Origin of the sequence: Brevundimonas sp. SL161 (genome assembly GCF_049896985.1) — a bacterium.
Lineage (GTDB): Bacteria > Pseudomonadota > Alphaproteobacteria > Caulobacterales > Caulobacteraceae > Brevundimonas.
Map to the genome: position 1 here is coordinate 1 of NZ_JAFCVJ010000015.1, position 15216 is coordinate 15216.

At 67.6% G+C, this 15216-nt stretch carries 14 protein-coding genes, 1 tRNA gene and 1 pseudogene; 7 read left to right on the forward strand and 9 right to left on the reverse strand.

The genetic code is table 11. The features are described from left to right. Positions 1-374: 374 nt before the first annotated feature. A pseudogene (locus tag ACP7AU_RS11380) lies at positions 375-620 on the reverse strand (PA0069 family radical SAM protein); the annotation flags it as partial. Between the two features lie 133 nt (positions 621-753). On the opposite strand from ACP7AU_RS11380, the gene ACP7AU_RS11385 reads away from it, so the two are divergent. Genes ACP7AU_RS11385 through ACP7AU_RS11395 form a run of 3 tightly spaced genes read left to right on the forward strand, consistent with a single transcriptional unit; the run spans position 754 to position 2675 of the window. Next, positions 754-1323 carry a LemA family protein gene (locus tag ACP7AU_RS11385; protein ID WP_426035867.1) on the forward strand — a complete coding sequence of 190 codons (570 nt, stop codon included), beginning with the start codon at positions 754-756 and terminating at the stop codon, positions 1321-1323. A gap of 6 nt (positions 1324-1329) precedes the next feature. Next, positions 1330-2370, forward strand: a complete 1041-nt coding sequence (locus tag ACP7AU_RS11390) for a M48 family metallopeptidase (RefSeq protein WP_426051473.1) — start codon at positions 1330-1332, stop codon at positions 2368-2370. Positions 2371-2381: 11 nt separating this feature from the next. After that, the gene (locus ACP7AU_RS11395; RefSeq protein ID WP_426051474.1) at positions 2382-2675 is read left to right on the forward strand and encodes a DUF6958 family protein; all 294 of its coding nucleotides are present in this window, start codon (positions 2382-2384) and stop codon (positions 2673-2675) included. On the opposite strand, the gene ACP7AU_RS11400 is transcribed toward ACP7AU_RS11395, so the two are convergent. The 3 genes from ACP7AU_RS11400 to ACP7AU_RS11410 form a co-directional block, all read right to left on the reverse strand. After that, positions 2672-3406 (reverse strand): arginyltransferase, encoded by a 735-nt coding sequence (locus tag ACP7AU_RS11400; RefSeq protein ID WP_426035863.1) that lies wholly within the window; start codon positions 3404-3406, stop codon positions 2672-2674. The two genes, ACP7AU_RS11395 and ACP7AU_RS11400, sit on opposite strands and share 4 nt — an antisense overlap. Positions 3407-3526: 120 nt before the next feature. Continuing rightward, positions 3527-4429, reverse strand: coding sequence for a flagellar motor protein MotB (locus tag ACP7AU_RS11405; RefSeq protein WP_426035861.1), 903 nt, complete (start codon positions 4427-4429; stop codon positions 3527-3529). A gap of 68 nt (positions 4430-4497) precedes the next feature. Beyond that, positions 4498-5067, reverse strand: coding sequence for a manganese efflux pump MntP family protein (locus tag ACP7AU_RS11410; RefSeq protein ID WP_426035859.1), 570 nt, complete (start codon positions 5065-5067; stop codon positions 4498-4500). A gap of 133 nt (positions 5068-5200) precedes the next feature. Here ACP7AU_RS11410 and ACP7AU_RS11415 point away from each other — a divergent pair. Then, a tRNA-Leu gene (locus tag ACP7AU_RS11415) sits at positions 5201-5285 on the forward strand. A gap of 318 nt (positions 5286-5603) precedes the next feature. On the opposite strand, the gene ACP7AU_RS11420 is transcribed toward ACP7AU_RS11415, so the two are convergent. Then, the gene (locus ACP7AU_RS11420) at positions 5604-7262 is read right to left on the reverse strand and encodes an amino acid permease (RefSeq protein ID WP_426035857.1); all 1659 of its coding nucleotides are present in this window, start codon (positions 7260-7262) and stop codon (positions 5604-5606) included. A gap of 200 nt (positions 7263-7462) precedes the next feature. Between ACP7AU_RS11420 and hrpB the strand changes: the two genes are divergently transcribed. Continuing rightward, positions 7463-9895 (forward strand): ATP-dependent helicase HrpB, encoded by a 2433-nt coding sequence (hrpB, locus tag ACP7AU_RS11425; RefSeq protein WP_426051475.1) that lies wholly within the window; start codon positions 7463-7465, stop codon positions 9893-9895. Between the two features lie 60 nt (positions 9896-9955). Then, the gene (locus ACP7AU_RS11430; RefSeq protein ID WP_426051476.1) at positions 9956-11242 is read left to right on the forward strand and encodes an MFS transporter; all 1287 of its coding nucleotides are present in this window, start codon (positions 9956-9958) and stop codon (positions 11240-11242) included. Here the strand turns inward: ACP7AU_RS11430 and ACP7AU_RS11435 are convergent. From ACP7AU_RS11435 to ACP7AU_RS11450, 4 genes are read right to left on the reverse strand one after another with little or no spacing between them, the layout of a single operon-like run. Continuing rightward, entirely contained in the window at positions 11239-12033 is a 795-nt protein-coding gene (locus ACP7AU_RS11435; protein ID WP_426051477.1) for a TrmH family RNA methyltransferase, read from the reverse strand. The genes ACP7AU_RS11430 and ACP7AU_RS11435 overlap by 4 nt on opposite strands. After that, entirely contained in the window at positions 12030-12929 is a 900-nt protein-coding gene (locus tag ACP7AU_RS11440) for a class I SAM-dependent methyltransferase (protein ID WP_426051513.1), read from the reverse strand. The genes ACP7AU_RS11435 and ACP7AU_RS11440 overlap by 4 nt, the downstream gene beginning before the upstream one ends. Positions 12930-12947: 18 nt before the next feature. Next, positions 12948-13631: a glycosyltransferase family 2 protein gene (locus ACP7AU_RS11445; protein ID WP_426051478.1), complete on the reverse strand. Its 684-nt coding sequence runs from the start codon at positions 13629-13631 to the stop codon at positions 12948-12950. Further along, a complete protein-coding gene (locus tag ACP7AU_RS11450) occupies positions 13532-14362 on the reverse strand; it encodes a hypothetical protein (RefSeq protein ID WP_426051479.1) in 831 nt (276 codons plus the stop codon). The genes ACP7AU_RS11445 and ACP7AU_RS11450 overlap by 100 nt, the downstream gene beginning before the upstream one ends. Before the next feature lie 121 nt (positions 14363-14483). Here ACP7AU_RS11450 and ACP7AU_RS11455 point away from each other — a divergent pair, with 121 nt between their 5' ends. Continuing rightward, positions 14484-15128 carry a TetR/AcrR family transcriptional regulator gene (locus tag ACP7AU_RS11455; RefSeq protein ID WP_426035845.1) on the forward strand — a complete coding sequence of 215 codons (645 nt, stop codon included), beginning with the start codon at positions 14484-14486 and terminating at the stop codon, positions 15126-15128. The last annotated feature ends 88 nt before the right edge of the window (positions 15129-15216 follow it).

Here is a 15216-nt window from a genome sequence, read left to right on the forward strand (position 1 = left end):
GCCCCCTCCGTGCCGAGATGCGGATATTCGGCGGCGAGACGGCCCATAAGCTGAGTTTTTCTCATCCATCATTTAAAGCGGGACCGGGGCAATCTGCCAATGGTGTTTCCGAAGCGGACCATCGCAAGAGCCGCTAAGGGTCGATTTGCGAACTTGGCATGCCGCCGCAAAGCGGACATTCCCGCGACGGCCTGACACGACTGGCCGCGTCGTCAGCCAGGGGGTTATCAACAAGCCTGGGCCGACGGGTCCGACGGCCTGTTGCAGGCGACGCGGCGCTGGCCGGCGTCACCGTCGTAAAGCTTCAGATGAGCGCGTGGTAAGCCCAGGTGGGGATAGGCCGGGCCTGCACTGCGCCCGTGTGTAACAGGTTAGTAGATGCAGCCATGTTCGCAGCCTTTGTAGGGGTTGATCGAGCGGTCGAAATTGACGTCGGGACTGGTATTGGTGGTGATGATCTTGCGGGCGTGTTCAGGCGTCAGGGTCGTTCGGAGCGGGGCCGGCGTGTCGTCCTCCGCCGTCCAGCCATCGTCGAAATCCTCGTGCACGACGGGTTCGAACCGGCCGGTGGCGTTGGTGCGGGCGCCGCGTCCTTTCCTCGGCAAGGGAGCAGTAGACATGGGGGGAGGCTAGGTTCCAGAACGGAACAAAGCAAGAACAATTTCGTCGTGAGCTCGCGATCCACTAACGCCGATTTCACTATCCAGGGCTCGCCCTTCGCGCGATAATCTCAGCCTTCGCAGAGGAGCTGTCATGATCACACTCATCGTCATCGGCGTTATCGTCGTTATCCTGATCTTCGTGGTGATGGGGGCCTACAACCGCCTGGTCGCGCTGGATCAGAAGGCCGACCAGTCGTTCGCCGACATCGACGTGCAGCTGAAGCAGCGGAACGACCTGATCCCCAACCTGGTCGAGACGGTGAAGGGCTACGCCTCGCACGAGCAGGAGACGCTGAACGCCGTGACCCAGGCGCGCGCCGCCGCCGCGGGAGCCACCACCGTCGACGACAAGGTGACAGCCGACAACATGTTGACCGGCGCCCTGGGCAAGCTGTTTGCCGTGGCCGAGGCCTATCCGGACCTGAAGGCCAACACCAACTTCCTGGAGCTGCAGCGCGAGCTCAGCGACATCGAGAACAAGCTGGCCGCCGCGCGCCGGTTCTTCAACAACGCCGTGGCCGAGTTCAACGCGGTGCGGGCACAGTTCCCGACCGTGCTGTTCGCCGGGATGTTCGGCTTCGGGACCGAGAAGCCCTTCTTCGCCGTGGACGCCGCGGATCGCGCTGCGATGACCGCCGCTCCGCCGTCGGTGAAGTTCTAGGTCCACATGGCCGCTGTCGGTCTCCAGACCCACATCTGGGCGAACAACACCCGGTCGACCCTGCTGCTGATCGGGTTCCCAGTCATGCTGAGCCTGGTCCTGTTCGGGCTGGAGCTGGTGCTGATGGGATTCGGCGTCCTGCCCAACTCGGGCGGGACGCTGGGCGTCGACATCAACTACGCCGTGGGGATGCTGGCGGGGACCATTCCGCTGGCGGTCGTCGTGGCCCTGATCTGGTTCGCCATCGCCTGGTTCGGCAATCAGGCAATGATCGACGTGATGACCGGGGCGCGGAAGGTCGAGCGGCAGGACGCGCCGGAGCTCTATAACCTGCTGGAGAACCTGGCGATTTCCCGCGGTCTGAGGACGCCGGCACTGCGGATCATCGAGTCGGAGAGCCTGAACGCCTTTGCCTCGGGCATCCGTGAGGGCCACTACAGCGTCACGGTAACCCGGGGGCTGATCGACGCCCTGGATCGCGACGAGATGGAGGCCGTGCTGGCGCACGAGATGACCCACGTCATCAACAAGGACGTGCGGACCATGGTGGTCGCCTCGATCTTCGCCGGGATCATCAGCGTGATCTGCCAGCTGGTGTTCCGGGGGCTGTTCTATGTGCGAGGCGGCAAGGACAACAAGAACGCACTGCCTTTGATCCTGATCGGGTTCGCCATCGCGGCCATCGGATATGTGTTCGCCATCGTCATCCGGCTGATGCTGTCGCGGACGCGGGAGTATGTGGCGGACGCCGGCGCGGTGGAGCTGACCAAGAACCCGGATTCCATGATCTCCGCGCTGCGGAAGGTGTCGGGGCGATCCAAGCTGGAGGCGCCCGATGACGTGCAGGGCATGTTCCTGGACAACGAACGGGCCGGATTCACCGACGCCCTGTTCGCCACCCACCCGTCGATCGACAAGCGGATCGCGGCTCTGGTGAAGTTCGGCGGCGGGCGTGATCCGGGGCCGTGGGACGGCTTCGACGGACCGATGAGGGGCAACAGGACAGCGGTTCCGCAGACCAGATCGACCGCCGTTCCCTACAGCTGAGAGGTTCCTCCGTGGCCAAGCGCAAGATCGAGGTTGAGAACGCCGTCAGCCCTGGCCACGTCCAGTCGGTCGACGCGGACAAGTACGAGGCGACTCGCGACGCCTATATGTCGGTGCTGATCCGCGAGGCGCCGGGGATGACGCCGGCCGAGATCAAGTCGGCGCTGACGCCGAAACTGTCTCAGGACCTGTTCCCCGGTGGGGCGACGGCCGGCTGGTGGGCCAAGTGCGTGCAGCTTGATCTCGAGGCCAAGGGGATCATCGTGCGCGGGCCGGGCAGTCCGGTGCGGCTGCGGAAAGCCTAGTCGATGCGAGTCCAGCCGAGCGGCTTGAGCACTTCCATCGGCCTGAACTGGGCCTTGTAGTCCATCTTGGGCGAGCCCTCGACCCAGTAGCCGAGGTAGACGAAGGGCAGGCGCACGGCCTGGGCCTGACGCACGTGGTCGAGGATGGCGAAGACGCCCAGCGACCGCTTGACCATCTCCGGATCGAAGAAGCTGTAGACCATGGATAGGCCGTCGGAGAGGAGGTCGGCCAGGGTCACGGCGACCAGATCGCCCGGACCCTCGTCGGTCGAGGGCAGGCGGTATTCGATCAGATGGGTGCGGACCGCCGTGTCCTCGACCATGGAGATATAGTCGGGCCAGGTCATGTCGGTCATGCCGCCGCCCGGGTGGCGATGGGCGAGGTAGCGTTTCAGCAGGGCGAACTGCTCCTGGGTCGCCTCGGCCTCGACGAGATCGCGCGACAGGTCGTCGTTGCGTGCGAGGACCTTGCGCTGGCCGCGCGAGAACTGAAACTCCGGCGCCGGAAGCCGCACGGAGATACAGGCGTCGCAGCCTTCGCAGGCCGGGCGGTAGGCGATGTTCTGGCTGCGCCGGAAGCCGGCGTGGGTCAGCTCGTCGTTGACGTGTGCGCCGTCCGAGAAGGGCAGGTTGGCGAACACCTTCCGCTCGGTCATGCCCGGCAGATAGGGGCAGGGCGCGACCGCCGTCATGAAGAAGCGAAGCTGACGTGTCGGAACATGCTGCGTCACGGCGTCAGGTCCGCATCCGCTGTCGTCCGGCGTAGGGCAGGGCCGTGTTCAACGGACGATTTGCCGCCAATCGCTGCTGCGCCGCAAGCCGGTTCGCGCCGTAACCGAACGGCGCGGCCCTCACAGGCTGGTGTCCGTGGGCAGGACCGGCGCTTCGCGCAGCAGGACGATGGCGATCCGGCGGTTGCCGGCGAGGGACGGATCGTCCGGATACAGAGGATCAGAACCCGCCTTGCCCGCGACCGAATAGACCCGGTCGGCGTCGATCCCGGCGCCCTGGAGGATCTGGCGAGAGGCATCGGCGCGGCCGGCCGACAGGGGCCAGTCGCTGGCGGTCGAGGCGCGGCCTGAGCCGGCGACCGCCGAGGTGTGGCCCGAGATGGAGATGCGGTTCGGCAACCGGTTCACGACCCCGGCGATGGCCCGCAGCAGGACCTGGGCGCGGGCGTTCGGACGGGTCGAGTTCTGTTCGAACATCGAGCGGCCTTCCTGATCGACCAGCTGGATGCGCAGGCCTTCGGGCGTCTGGTCAATGATCAGCTGTTTCGAGAGCTCGGCCAGTTCGGGCATGCGCTGCATGGCCTGGCGCAGGGATTCGGCGGCGGAGGCGAACTCGGCGGCTTCGCGGGCGGCGATCTCCTGACGCAGTTCCTCTTCGGATGCGGCGCCGAGGTTGGCGCTGGACCCCGCCTCCTCGGGCGCGTTCAGGGGCGCTTCGGGGGCCTGTTGTTCAAGAACCGATTGGGAGCCCGAGCTCTTGGAGCCGTCCTCGCCCAGAGAGGTGCCGCCCAGGATGCCGCCGGATCCGGATGTGGTCTGGGAGACGCTGGCGGGCGCGAAATATTCGGCGATGCCCTTCTTCTGTTCCGGATCGGTCGTGTTGATCAGCCACATCAACAGGAAAAAGGCCATCATCGCGGTCACGAAGTCGGCGTAGGCGACCTTCCAAGCGCCGCCATGATGGCCGCCGCCGACCACCTTCTTGATCTTCTTGATGATGATCGGACGATCGCTGGCGTTCATCGACTCGGGCTCACGGGAACTGAACCGACCGTCGATGATCAAGGTTAATGCGACGTTTCGTAGTCGCCTCAGGCGGCGAGAAACCCGAGATGCTCGAGCAGGATCGTCGTCCCCAGGGCAATGAGGGCGACGCCGCCGATCATTTCCGCGATCTTGCCAAAGCGGGCGCCGACGGCCCGGCCGATCAACATGCCCGCCGTCGTCAGGGCGAAGGTCGTCAGGCCGACACTGAGGGCGATGACCCAGATATTCACGCCGAGGAAGGCCAGGCCCACGCCGACCGCCGCTGCATCGATGCTGGTGGCCACGGCGGTGGCGATCAGGGCCCATGGGCCGGACCGCGTCGGGGCTGCATCGGGTTCGGAGGGTCGGGAGGCCTCCCAGATCATCTTGCCGCCGACGGCGGCCAGCAGGACGAAGGCGATCCAGTGATCGACGCTCTCGACGAAGCCTGCGGCGAGCAGGCCGAGGCTCCAGCCGATCAGGGGCGTGATGGCCTCGATCACGCCAAAGACGGCGCCCGCCTTGACCGCCGACCACCACGACGGCCGATGTGCGGCGCCGCGCCCCACGGCGGCGGCGAAGGCGTCCGTGGACATGCTGAGAGACAGGACAGCGATCGCTCCGGGCGTCATCATCGATCTCGCCGGGCAGTCACGGCGCCCGGCCGGATCGGGCGGGGCCGTCCTAGGGGACGGCGGATCAGTTAGCCCAGACTGAACTGACATGACGGTTGTCGCAGGCGCCGTCAGGTCCTAAACCCGCCGCCACGCGGATGTGGCGAAACTGGTAGACGCACCAGATTTAGGTTCTGGCATCGCAAGATGTGGAGGTTCGAGTCCTCTCATCCGCACCATCTTTTTTAGGGCGCTATCGCTCGCCGCGCTGCGGCTCACTGCTTGAGCGCATTTTGGGCGCTATCGCTTGGCTCGCGGAGCCTCGCTGTTTGGGCGCGGATTCCCCAATCCCCCGTGCGCCCCGGCGAAGGCCGGGGGCCAGATCGCAGCCGTCGGCGGCACGGATCAGCCGCCTCAAACCGTTCAAAGCACCAGTCTTGCCGGCCGTCGCCGGGGTGCACGGTTGGGGTTTAGCCGGCTGCGTTCAGTGTGCAGCCCAAAAAACAAAAGGCCCGGGATTGCTCCCGGGCCTTCCGTTTGTCTGGACTAGAGAGACCTCAGTCCTTCTGGTTGTCGACGCCGGAGCCCATCGCCTCGGCCGGGGAGGACATGGTGGTCTCCTCGGTGATGTCGATGCCCTTGGCCAGTTTGGAGTTCCAGAAGCCGTAGACGGCGTAGATGACCGCACCGACGGCGGCGTAGCCGCCCAGCAGCATGAGCGGGAGGGGGTTGTCCTCCGCCGCGTGCTGGAACATCGGGATCAGGTTCTGGCTGGCCAGGAACAGGCAGGCCAGGATGCCCAGGACGGCAGTGAAGATGCCGCCCGGGACTCTGAACGGACGCGGCATTTCCGGGTGCTTGATGCGCAGGAAGATCACGCTCAGGCACACGATCGAGAAGGCCGTGGCCGTACCCAGCGAGACCAGGTCGCCCAGGATCGAGATGGGCAGGAAGGCCGCCGCGATGGCGATCAGCACGCCCAGCAGGATGGTGCCGATCCAGGGGGTGCGGAACTTCGGATGGATCACGGCGAAGGCGCGCGGCAGCAGACCGTCGCGGGCCATGGTGTAGAAGATCCGCGTCTGGCCGTAGCACAGCACCAGCATGACCGAGCTGAGGCCGGTGATCGCGCCGATCTTGATCATGAAGCTGATGACGTTCAGCGGCTGACCACTCGCCAGGATGATCGGCGTGTTGGCCCATTCCAGGCTCATGCGGTCGATGGCGACAGCCACGGGCGCGGGGCTGGCCAGCTCCATATACGGAACCACGCCGGTCATGACCGCGGCGACGGCCATATAGATCAGGGTACAGACGAACAGGGCGCCCAGGATGCCGAAGGGCACGTCCTTGGACGGGTTCTTGGCCTCGGCGGCGGCGGTCGAGACGGCCTCGAAGCCGACGTAGGCGAAGAAGATGATCGCGGCGCCCCTGAAGATGCCGCCGACGCCGTACTGGCCGGCGACTCCTGTCGGTTCAGGGATGAAGGGCACCCAGTTGTCGGGGTTCACATAGCCGATGCCCACCGCAATGAACGTCAGCAGGACGATGATCTTGATGACCACGATGACGTTGTTGATGTTGGCGGATTCCGAAACGCCCAGCACCAGCAGGCCGCATACGGCGGCGATGCCGATGGCGGCGACCAGGTTGAACGTGCCGGTCATCGGGAAGGACGTGGCGCCTGCTTCCTGGACCAGTTGAACCAGAGGCGTCGCCCATTGAGGGCCCTCGCCGCCGGCGTAGGCGATGGTCGGGAAGATCTGCTGGCTGATGCCGAAGTCGGTCAGGATCGAGACAACGTAGCCGGACCAGCCGACCGCCACGGTCGAGGCCGCGACGCCGTATTCCAGAACCAGCAGCCAACCCATGATCCAGGCGAAGACCTCGCCCAGGGTGCCGTAGGCATAGGTATAGGCGGAGCCGGAGACCGGCATGGTCGAGGCCAGTTCGGCGTAGCAGAGGCCGGCCAGGCCGCAGGCGATGCCGGCGACGACGAAGGACAGCATGATGGCCGGACCGGCGTTGGCCGCAGCCACCTGACCGGTCAGAACGAAGATGCCGGCGCCGATGATGGCGCCGATGCCCAGACTCATCAGATTCCACTTACCGAGCGTGCGCTTCAGCTCGCTCTTGGCCGCTTCCTTCTGGATCTGCGCTACGGATTTTCTGAGGAACAGTCGGTTCCCCTTGGGCCTAAGGCCATCTGCGGACATACGTCGCGCCCCCTCGATACGAAAACACGGCGGCCCCTCCCCGGGGCCGCCTTCCAGCGCGGGACGCTAGCGACGGATCAACGCAGGCGCAACGCGGTTTCCGATCCATGAAGGCGCTGCAACGGTTTCGTGACCCGACGCGTGGCCGTCCGAACGCACATTCCTTGGTGGGCCGCCGATGTCGGGCTAGTGCACCCCGGATGATCCTGCCCATCCACGCCGTGCTCGATGACCTGAAGGCCGCGGTCGCCGCTAATCCGGCGGTCGTCCTTGCCGCCCCTCCGGGCGCCGGCAAGACCACGGTCGTGCCGCTGGCGCTGCTGGGTGCCGACTGGCTGGGCGGGCGCAAGATCCTGCTGCTGGAGCCGCGTCGGCTGGCGGCGCGGGCGGCGGCGGAGCGGATGGCGCAGACCCTGGGCGAGAAGGCCGGCGACACGGTCGGCTATCGCACCCGGCTGCAGAGCCGGATCGGGCCGAAGACGCGGATCGAGGTGATCACCGAGGGTGTCTTCACCCGCATGATTCTGGAGGATCCGGGTCTGGAGGGCGCAGGCGCCGTCCTGTTCGACGAGTTCCACGAGCGCAGCCTCGACGCCGACCTGGGACTGGCGCTTGCGCGGGACAGCCAGTCGGTGCTGCGCGACGACCTGAAGCTGGTGGTCATGTCCGCGACGCTGGATATCGTCGGGGTGTCCAAGCTGCTGAACGGGGCGCCGGTGATCGAGGCGCAGGGGCGGGCGTTTCCGGTGGAAACGCTCTACCTGGGTCGCAATCCGGTCGAGCGGATTGAGGACGCCGTGGCGCGCGCCTGTCTGACGGCGTTGGACGACCAGTCCGGGTCGATCCTCGCCTTCCTGCCCGGCCAGGGGGAGATCCATCGGACGGCGCAGAGGATCGGCGAACGGCTGCGCGATTCGAACGTTGATGTGGTCGCCCTGTACGGCGCCCTGGACAAGGAGACCCAGGATCGGGCCATCGAGCCGTCGCCGACCGGGCGGAGGAAGATCGTGCTGGCGACCTCGGTGGCGGAGACCAGTCTGACGATTCAGGGGGTGCGGGTCGTCGTCGATTGCGGCCTGTCGCGCGTGCCCCGATTCGAACCCTTGAGCGGGCTGACGCGGCTGGCGACGGTGCGGGTCAGCCGGTCATCGGCGGAGCAGCGCCGGGGTCGGGCGGGGCGGACGGAACCGGGTATCTGTTACCGACTGTGGGACGAGGAGGCGACGCGCGGCCTGGTCCCGCATCAGCGACCGGAAATTCTGGAGGCCGACCTGACCGGGCTGGCTCTGGATCTGGCGCGTTGGGGCGCGCGGACGACCGAGGGGCTGGCGCTGCTCGATGCACCGCCGGCGGGGGCGCTGGCGGAGGCGCGGGCGGTGTTGACGCGGTTGAAGGCGCTGGACGGGCAGGGCGGGTTGACGGAGCACGGGCGGCGGCTGACCCGGATGCCGCTGACGCCGAGGCTGGCGCATCTGGTGGCGGCGGCGGCCGACGCCGGCGCGGCGATGCTGGGCGCGCGCATCGCCGCGGTCCTGAGCGAGCCGGGGCTGGGCGGAAACGACATTGACCTGAGAGACCGGTTGCGCGGGTTTGAACGCGACCGGTCGGCAGGGGCGCAGGATGCGAGGAAGCTGGTCGAGCGATGGGCGAGGGCGGCGGGCGGCGGTTCCGGCGGCGGGGGAGAGGTCGAGGTCGGCGAACTGCTGGCGGAGGCCTTCCCCGAACGGGTCGCCAGGGCAAGGGGCAGGCCTGGCGAGGTGCTGCTGGCGTCGGGGCGCGGGGCGTTTCTCGATCCGACGGACGGGCTGGCGCGGGAGGCGTGGCTGGCGGTGGCCGACCTCGGCGGCGGAGATGCGAAGGATCGCATCCGGCTGGCGGCGCCGCTGGACCCGGCCGGGCTGGAGCCACGGCTGACGACCGAGGACCGGCTGGTGCGCGAGCCTTCCGGGCGGATGGTCGTGCGGCGCATCCGCCGGGTGGGCGCGATCGTGTTCGACGAGAAGATCACCGGGGCGCCGGATCGGGCAGCGATCACGAAGGCGCTTCATGACGAGGTCGGGACGGACGGGTTAAGAGGCCTGAAGTGGGGCGAGCGGTCGAGCGCGGTTCGGGCGCGGCTGGCTTTTCTGCATGGGCTGGACGCGGACTGGCCGGACATGTCGGACGCGGCCCTGATGGAGCGGCGCGCGGACTGGCTGTGGCCGTTGCTGGAAACCGTTCAGGACCTGTCTCAGATCCGGGATGAGGCCCTGGCGCAGGGGCTCGAATCCCTGAGTCCGTGGGATCGGCGGCGGCTGATGGACGAGCTGGCGCCCGCACGGCTGACGACGCCGCTCGGGTCGGCGGGTATCGACTATGGGGCCGAGGGCGGGCCGCGCGTGGATATCCGGGTGCAGGAGCTGTTCGGGGTGACGACCCATCCGGCCGTGGGCGGGGGGCGTGTTCTGCTGACGCTGGCCCTGCTGTCGCCGGCGCGGCGTCCGATCCAGCTGACCAGGGACTTGCCCGGCTTCTGGCGTGGCTCATGGAAAGACGTGCGCTCCGAGATGCGCGGTCGCTATCCGAGGCATCCCTGGCCCGAGAATCCGGCCGAGGCGCCGCCGACCAACAGGGTGAAGCCGCGCGGGACCTGACCGGCTTGACCAGCCGAGGGTGTCAGACGCAACGATGGTCGACGACCTGGGGGACTACCGTTGACCGAACCTGCACTACTGATTGCACCCAGCCCGACCTCGACGGGCCGCGTCCTGTTCGCCAGCCTGATCGGCACGACGATCGAGTTTTTCGACTTCTATATCTACGCCACGGCGGCGGTGCTGGTGTTTCCAGCCCTGTTCTTCCCCGGCAGCGATCCGCTGACGGCGCAACTGCAGTCGTTCGCCACCTTCGCGCTGGCCTTCTTCGCACGGCCGGTGGGCGCCGTCGTGTTCGGCCATTTCGGCGACCGGATCGGACGCAAGGCGACCTTGGTCGCGGCCCTGATGACGATGGGCTTGTCCACCATCGCCATCGGTCTGTTGCCGACCTATGCGCAGGTCGGGGTGATCGCGCCCCTGCTTCTGGCGGTGTGCCGGTTCGGACAGGGGCTGGGGCTGGGCGGCGAGTGGGGCGGGGCTGTGCTGCTGGCGACCGAGAACGCGCCGCCGGGACGCAAGGCCTGGTTCGGCATGTTCCCGCAGCTGGGCGCGCCGATCGGCTTCATCCTGTCGACCGGGGCCTTCATCCTGCTGACCTCGCTGATGAGCGAAGAGGCGTTTCTGTCGTGGGGAAGGCGCACGCCCTTCCTGGCCAGTTCGGTGCTGGTGTTCGTCGGCCTGTGGGTGCGGCTGAGAATCACCGAGACGCCGGAATTCAGCCGGGTCATCGAGCGGGCCGAGCGGGTGAAAACGCCGGTGCTGACGCTGCTGACGCGATACAAGGGGGCGCTGATCCTGGGGACTCTCGGGGCGACGACGACCTTCCTACTGTTCTATCTGATGACGGTCTTCGCCCTGAGCTGGGCGACGACGACCATGGGATTCACCCGCGCCGACATCCTGCCGATCCAGCTCGTCGGGGTGATTTTCTTCGGGGCCTTCATCCCGATCTCGGCCCTGGCCGCGGACCGGTTCGGACAGATCAAGGTGCTGATCGCGGCCTCGGTCGCGATCGGCCTGTTCGGTTTCCTGATCGCGCCGTTGTTCACCGGCGGCCTCACCGGACTGCTGATCTTCTTCTCACTGGGTTTCGCGCTGATGGGCGCCACCTACGGTCCGCTCAGCGCCGCCATGGCGCGGCCGTTCCGGGCGGCGGTCCGCTACACTGGGGCGTCGATGGCCTTCAATCTGGCGGGGATCGCGGGAGCGTCGCTGGCGCTCTATGCGGCGACGTCGCTGGCCAAGACCTACGGCGTCCCGGCGGTGGGGCTCTATCTGGCGGCGACGGCGGCGATCACGGTGCTGGCCCTGATCGGCATGTCGCGGCTGAAGGACGAGGTCTAGTCAGTCACCGCATAGACCATGACGCCCGTGGCGATGGCCAGGTTCAGGCTGTCGGCGCGGCCGCGCATCGGGATCTTGACGTTGACGTCGCAGGCGGCGGCTAGGGCGTCGGTCAGACCGGCCTGTTCATTGCCCATCAGGATCAGGCTGGGTCTCGCGTAGGCGGCCTCGCGGTAGCCGACCGTGGCGTCCAGACGGGTGCCGACGACGCTGCCGGGCCAGGCGCCGCGCCAGGCCAGGAAGGCATCCGGCGTGCAGCGTGTGATGGCGACGGCGAAGACCGAGCCCATGGTCGCGCGGACGGCCTCGACCGAGAAGGGATCGACGCAGTCGCCGATCAGGATGACTCCGCCACACCCCGCCGCGTCCGCGGTTCGGATGATGGTGCCGAGGTTGCCGGGATCGCGTACCTGTTCCAGGGCGACCCAGCACGGGGCGGTCTCGGGCCTCAGCGCCGACAGGGGCGTGTAGGCCTGTTCGAAGACGCCGAGCACTGTCTGGGGGTTTTCGCGACGGCTGATCTTCTCGAGGATCGGATGGGTGACGACGACAATCTCGCCCCCGACCTTCAGGGTCTCGGCGCGGGCGCGCTCCAGCAGGGGGTGGGGCCGCGCCTCCATGCCGACGAGCAGGGTCCTGGGGGCACGACCTTGGTCCAGGGCCTCGCCGACGAACTTCAGACCCTCGGCCAGGAACAGGCCTGTGGCGTCGCGTTCCTTGCGCATGTGAAGGGCGCGGACGGCCTTGACCGTGTCGTTGGTCAGGGAGGTGATCAGGCGGTCTTCGCTCACGACGCCGACCATCGGGCGAAGAAGCTGAGGCCGATGGCGCGGGCGTCGGGACCCTCTTCGGACAGCGCCAGTTCGCCCCAGTCGATCCGGCCGCCGCGATCAGCCGTGGCCTCCTTCATCTGGTGGGCCAGCGACAGGCCCGAGATGCGGGCGGCGTAGGCGTTCAACACCAGGAAGTCGGCGTCGTCGGCCAGCAGGGCGGCACAGTCGGCGAGCAGGCCCGGCATGTCCTCGAACAGGCGCCAGACCTCGCCCGTGGGGCCGCGCCCGTATTTCGGAGGGTCGAGGATGATGCCCTGGTATTTCGCTCCCCGGCGAACCTCACGCGCGACGTATTTGCGGGCGTCATCGACGATCCAGCGGATCGGCCTGTCGGACAGGCCGGACAGTTCGGCGTTCTCCCGCGCCCAGGCCACGGACTTTTTGGAAGCGTCAACATGGGTCACCTCGGCGCCGGCTGCAGCGGCTGCCAGGGAAGCGACGCCAGTGTAGCCGAAGAGGTTGAGAACTTTCGGGCGCTGCAGGTTGCGGATCCGCGCCTCCAGCCATTCCCAGTTGGCCGCTTGCTCGGGGAAAAACGCCAAGTGTCGGAAGGGGGTGAAACGGCCCACAAAGCGGACGTCGCGCCAAATCAGCGGAAAGGCGTCGATCGTGCCCTGTTCGTCGAAGCGCCAGCGGCCGGCGTCCTCTTCCTCCTGCTGGGGATCGAAGACGGCGTTGGCGCGCGTGAAGGCGGCCGGGTCGCGCGGCTTCCAGAAGCACTGAGGCTCGGGGCGGACCACGGTGTGGCGGCCGTAGCGTTCCAGCTTCCTGCCGTCGCCGCTGTCCAGCAGGGCGTAGTCCGACCATCCGCGCGTGACGAGGGTTTCGGGCAAAGAGGACAGGACGGGCGGCATCGGCATGGCCTTATTCCGTCATGCGGCCTCGCGTCCAGCTTCGACCTCGGCCTGGGCGGCGATCGCCAGGGCCGGATCGCGCCGATGGCGGGTCTTGTCCCAGGCGAAAGGCTCGGCCGCCAGACGCCATGCCGCGTGCCCGAAGGCGAGCGTCAGCAACGACCAGTAGGCGGGAGCCACCATCATGTCGGCCACGGTATAGGACACCCCCGCCCGTCGTGCGCCGACCTTTCCGTTCAGCCAGGCGGCGACAAGGCCGAGGACAAGAACCGCGAGGGCGAACCGGGGAGTCTCCGGGGGCAGGCCTGCCGCCGTCGCAAGGGCCATCGTGGCGATGACCCAGGCCACGGAGGGTGCATGGGCGGCAGCGGCCGCGAGCGACAGTCCCAAGGTCGTCATCAGGGCGAGGACGCCGCGCCAGCCTAGTCCTGCCGGCGATCGGGTGTGCACGCCCCAGGTCTGCATGAATCCCTTCAGCCAGCGCGTCCTCTGGGGCAGCCAGTCGACCATGTCGCCGGGCGGCGTCTCGTAGGTCGGTTGTCGGAGCGTGCCGAGCCGATAGCCGCACCGCCACAGCCGAAAGCCCAGATCGGCGTCCTCGGTCACGTTGTGGGCGTCCCATCCGCCGACGGCGCGCAGGGCCTGGACGCTGAAATGATTGCTGGTCCCACCGAGCGGGAACGGCAAACCGAGCCGCGCCAAGGCGGGCAGGGTGACCTCGGACAGGCGGCGTACTCGACCGCAAACTGGCGCTCCAGGAAGCCGCCTCCGGAGCCGGCCTGCGCGCGGATCCGCAGGGGCGCCTGAAGGGTGGCGAGCCGGCCGGTCGGATCGGCGGCGAAGCGGGCCGCGGCCTCGCGCAGCTGACGCGGGTCGGGATCGTCCTCCGCGTCATAGACGGTGAGGAGCGCGCCGGACGCGACCGCGAGCCCGGCGTTCAGGGCGGCCGGCTTGGTGCGCGGGCTGCCAGGCGGAACGACGAGCACATTCAGCCAGGCCGGCAGTGCGCACTGAGCGGCGGCGGCAAGGGTCGCGTGGTCGTGGGCCTCCAGAAGCAGGAATCCTTCCAGCAGCTTGCGGGGATAGTCGATCGCGTCGAGGCGCTCGACCAACTGGGGCAGGATTTCCGCCTCGTCGAGCAGGGCGGCGAGGATGGTGTAGCGAGGCAGATCGGCGGCCGGTTCGGGATCGGGAGCGAGGCGGAGACTCACCAGAATCAGGACGACGCGCCAGGCAGCGGCGGCAAGGAAGACGACCTGGGCCAGCAGAATGAGGAAGGCGCCGGTGACCGGGCCGTTCGTCGCCATTCCCCATATGAGGGCACCGAGGCTGATCACGAAGATGATCGACTGGCCGAGGCCGAACGACCGCATGTCCGCGCGGTGGGGATACCCGCGGATCGCGCCTTGCGTGCTGCCCCGAATACCCGCCATGGTTATTATGCTAGCTTAGGGTGGTGTCTCCGGCAAGCCGTTGGCGCGCCTGCGGCAATGGCGCTATGCAAGGTCGAGGCGGGCCCTGTTGGTGCGCCGGTTCTCCTTCAAGGAGTTCAGCGTGTCGGCTGAAACCGTAATACCCTCAACCGCTTCGTCCCGCTCGACCCGCAAGCCGAAGGGCGAGGGTCACGCGCGCCGCGCCGAGATTCTGGCCGCTGCGGAACGCATCTTTGTCGACGTCGGATACGAGGGCGCGACCATCCGCCGGATCGCTGACGAGGTCGGCCTGTCATCGACGGCGCTCTACATGCACTTCTCCGAGAAGAGCGAGATCCTGCACGAGATCTGCCGCCTGGCCTTCGCCCGGCTGCAGGCGGCGAACGCGACGGTCATCGCCGAGGGAGGGCCGCCCGAGGTCGTCTTGCGCAAGCTGATGGAGGCCTATGTCGACTTCGGATTCGAGAACCCCAACGCCTATCGCCTGACCTATCTGACCCGCCCGATCGAGGCGCGGGACGGGGCCCAGAGCGCGGCCCAGATGCTGGGCGGCGAACTGTTCCGGGCGTTTGAGGCGATCGTGGAAGAGGCGGGTGCGGCCGGTCGACTGCGGGGCGATGCGCGCGCCTCGGCCCAGGCGTTGTGGGCGGGGTCGCACGGGGTCATCTCGCTGATGATCACGAAGCCCTATTTCGAGTGGGTCGATCGGAGCCTGCTGACCCGGACCATGCTCGACGCCCTGTTCGCCGGACTGCTCAAGCCCTGATCCTGCTCCAGAGATCAGCGAGAGCCTGACTCATGCTTTCGACAGAAGCGCGAAGCGCTTCCGTCTCAAACGATCAGGCTCGAGGCGA

Excerpts from the sequence above, each read along its gene's own strand:
- ACP7AU_RS11450 (WP_426051479.1), bottom strand. The coding sequence starts at position 14,362 with ATGGCGGGTATTCGGGGCAGCACGCAAGGCGCGATCCGCGGGTATCCC.
- hrpB (WP_426051475.1), top strand. The coding sequence starts at position 7,463 with ATGATCCTGCCCATCCACGCCGTGCTCGATGACCTGAAGGCCGCGGTC.
- ACP7AU_RS11385 (WP_426035867.1), top strand. The coding sequence starts at position 754 with ATGATCACACTCATCGTCATCGGCGTTATCGTCGTTATCCTGATCTTC.
- ACP7AU_RS11405 (WP_426035861.1), bottom strand. The coding sequence starts at position 4,429 with ATGAACGCCAGCGATCGTCCGATCATCATCAAGAAGATCAAGAAGGTG.
- ACP7AU_RS11420 (WP_426035857.1), bottom strand. The coding sequence starts at position 7,262 with ATGTCCGCAGATGGCCTTAGGCCCAAGGGGAACCGACTGTTCCTCAGA.
- ACP7AU_RS11410 (WP_426035859.1), bottom strand. The coding sequence starts at position 5,067 with ATGATGACGCCCGGAGCGATCGCTGTCCTGTCTCTCAGCATGTCCACG.
- ACP7AU_RS11390 (WP_426051473.1), top strand. The coding sequence starts at position 1,330 with ATGGCCGCTGTCGGTCTCCAGACCCACATCTGGGCGAACAACACCCGG.
- ACP7AU_RS11440 (WP_426051513.1), bottom strand. The coding sequence starts at position 12,929 with ATGCCGCCCGTCCTGTCCTCTTTGCCCGAAACCCTCGTCACGCGCGGA.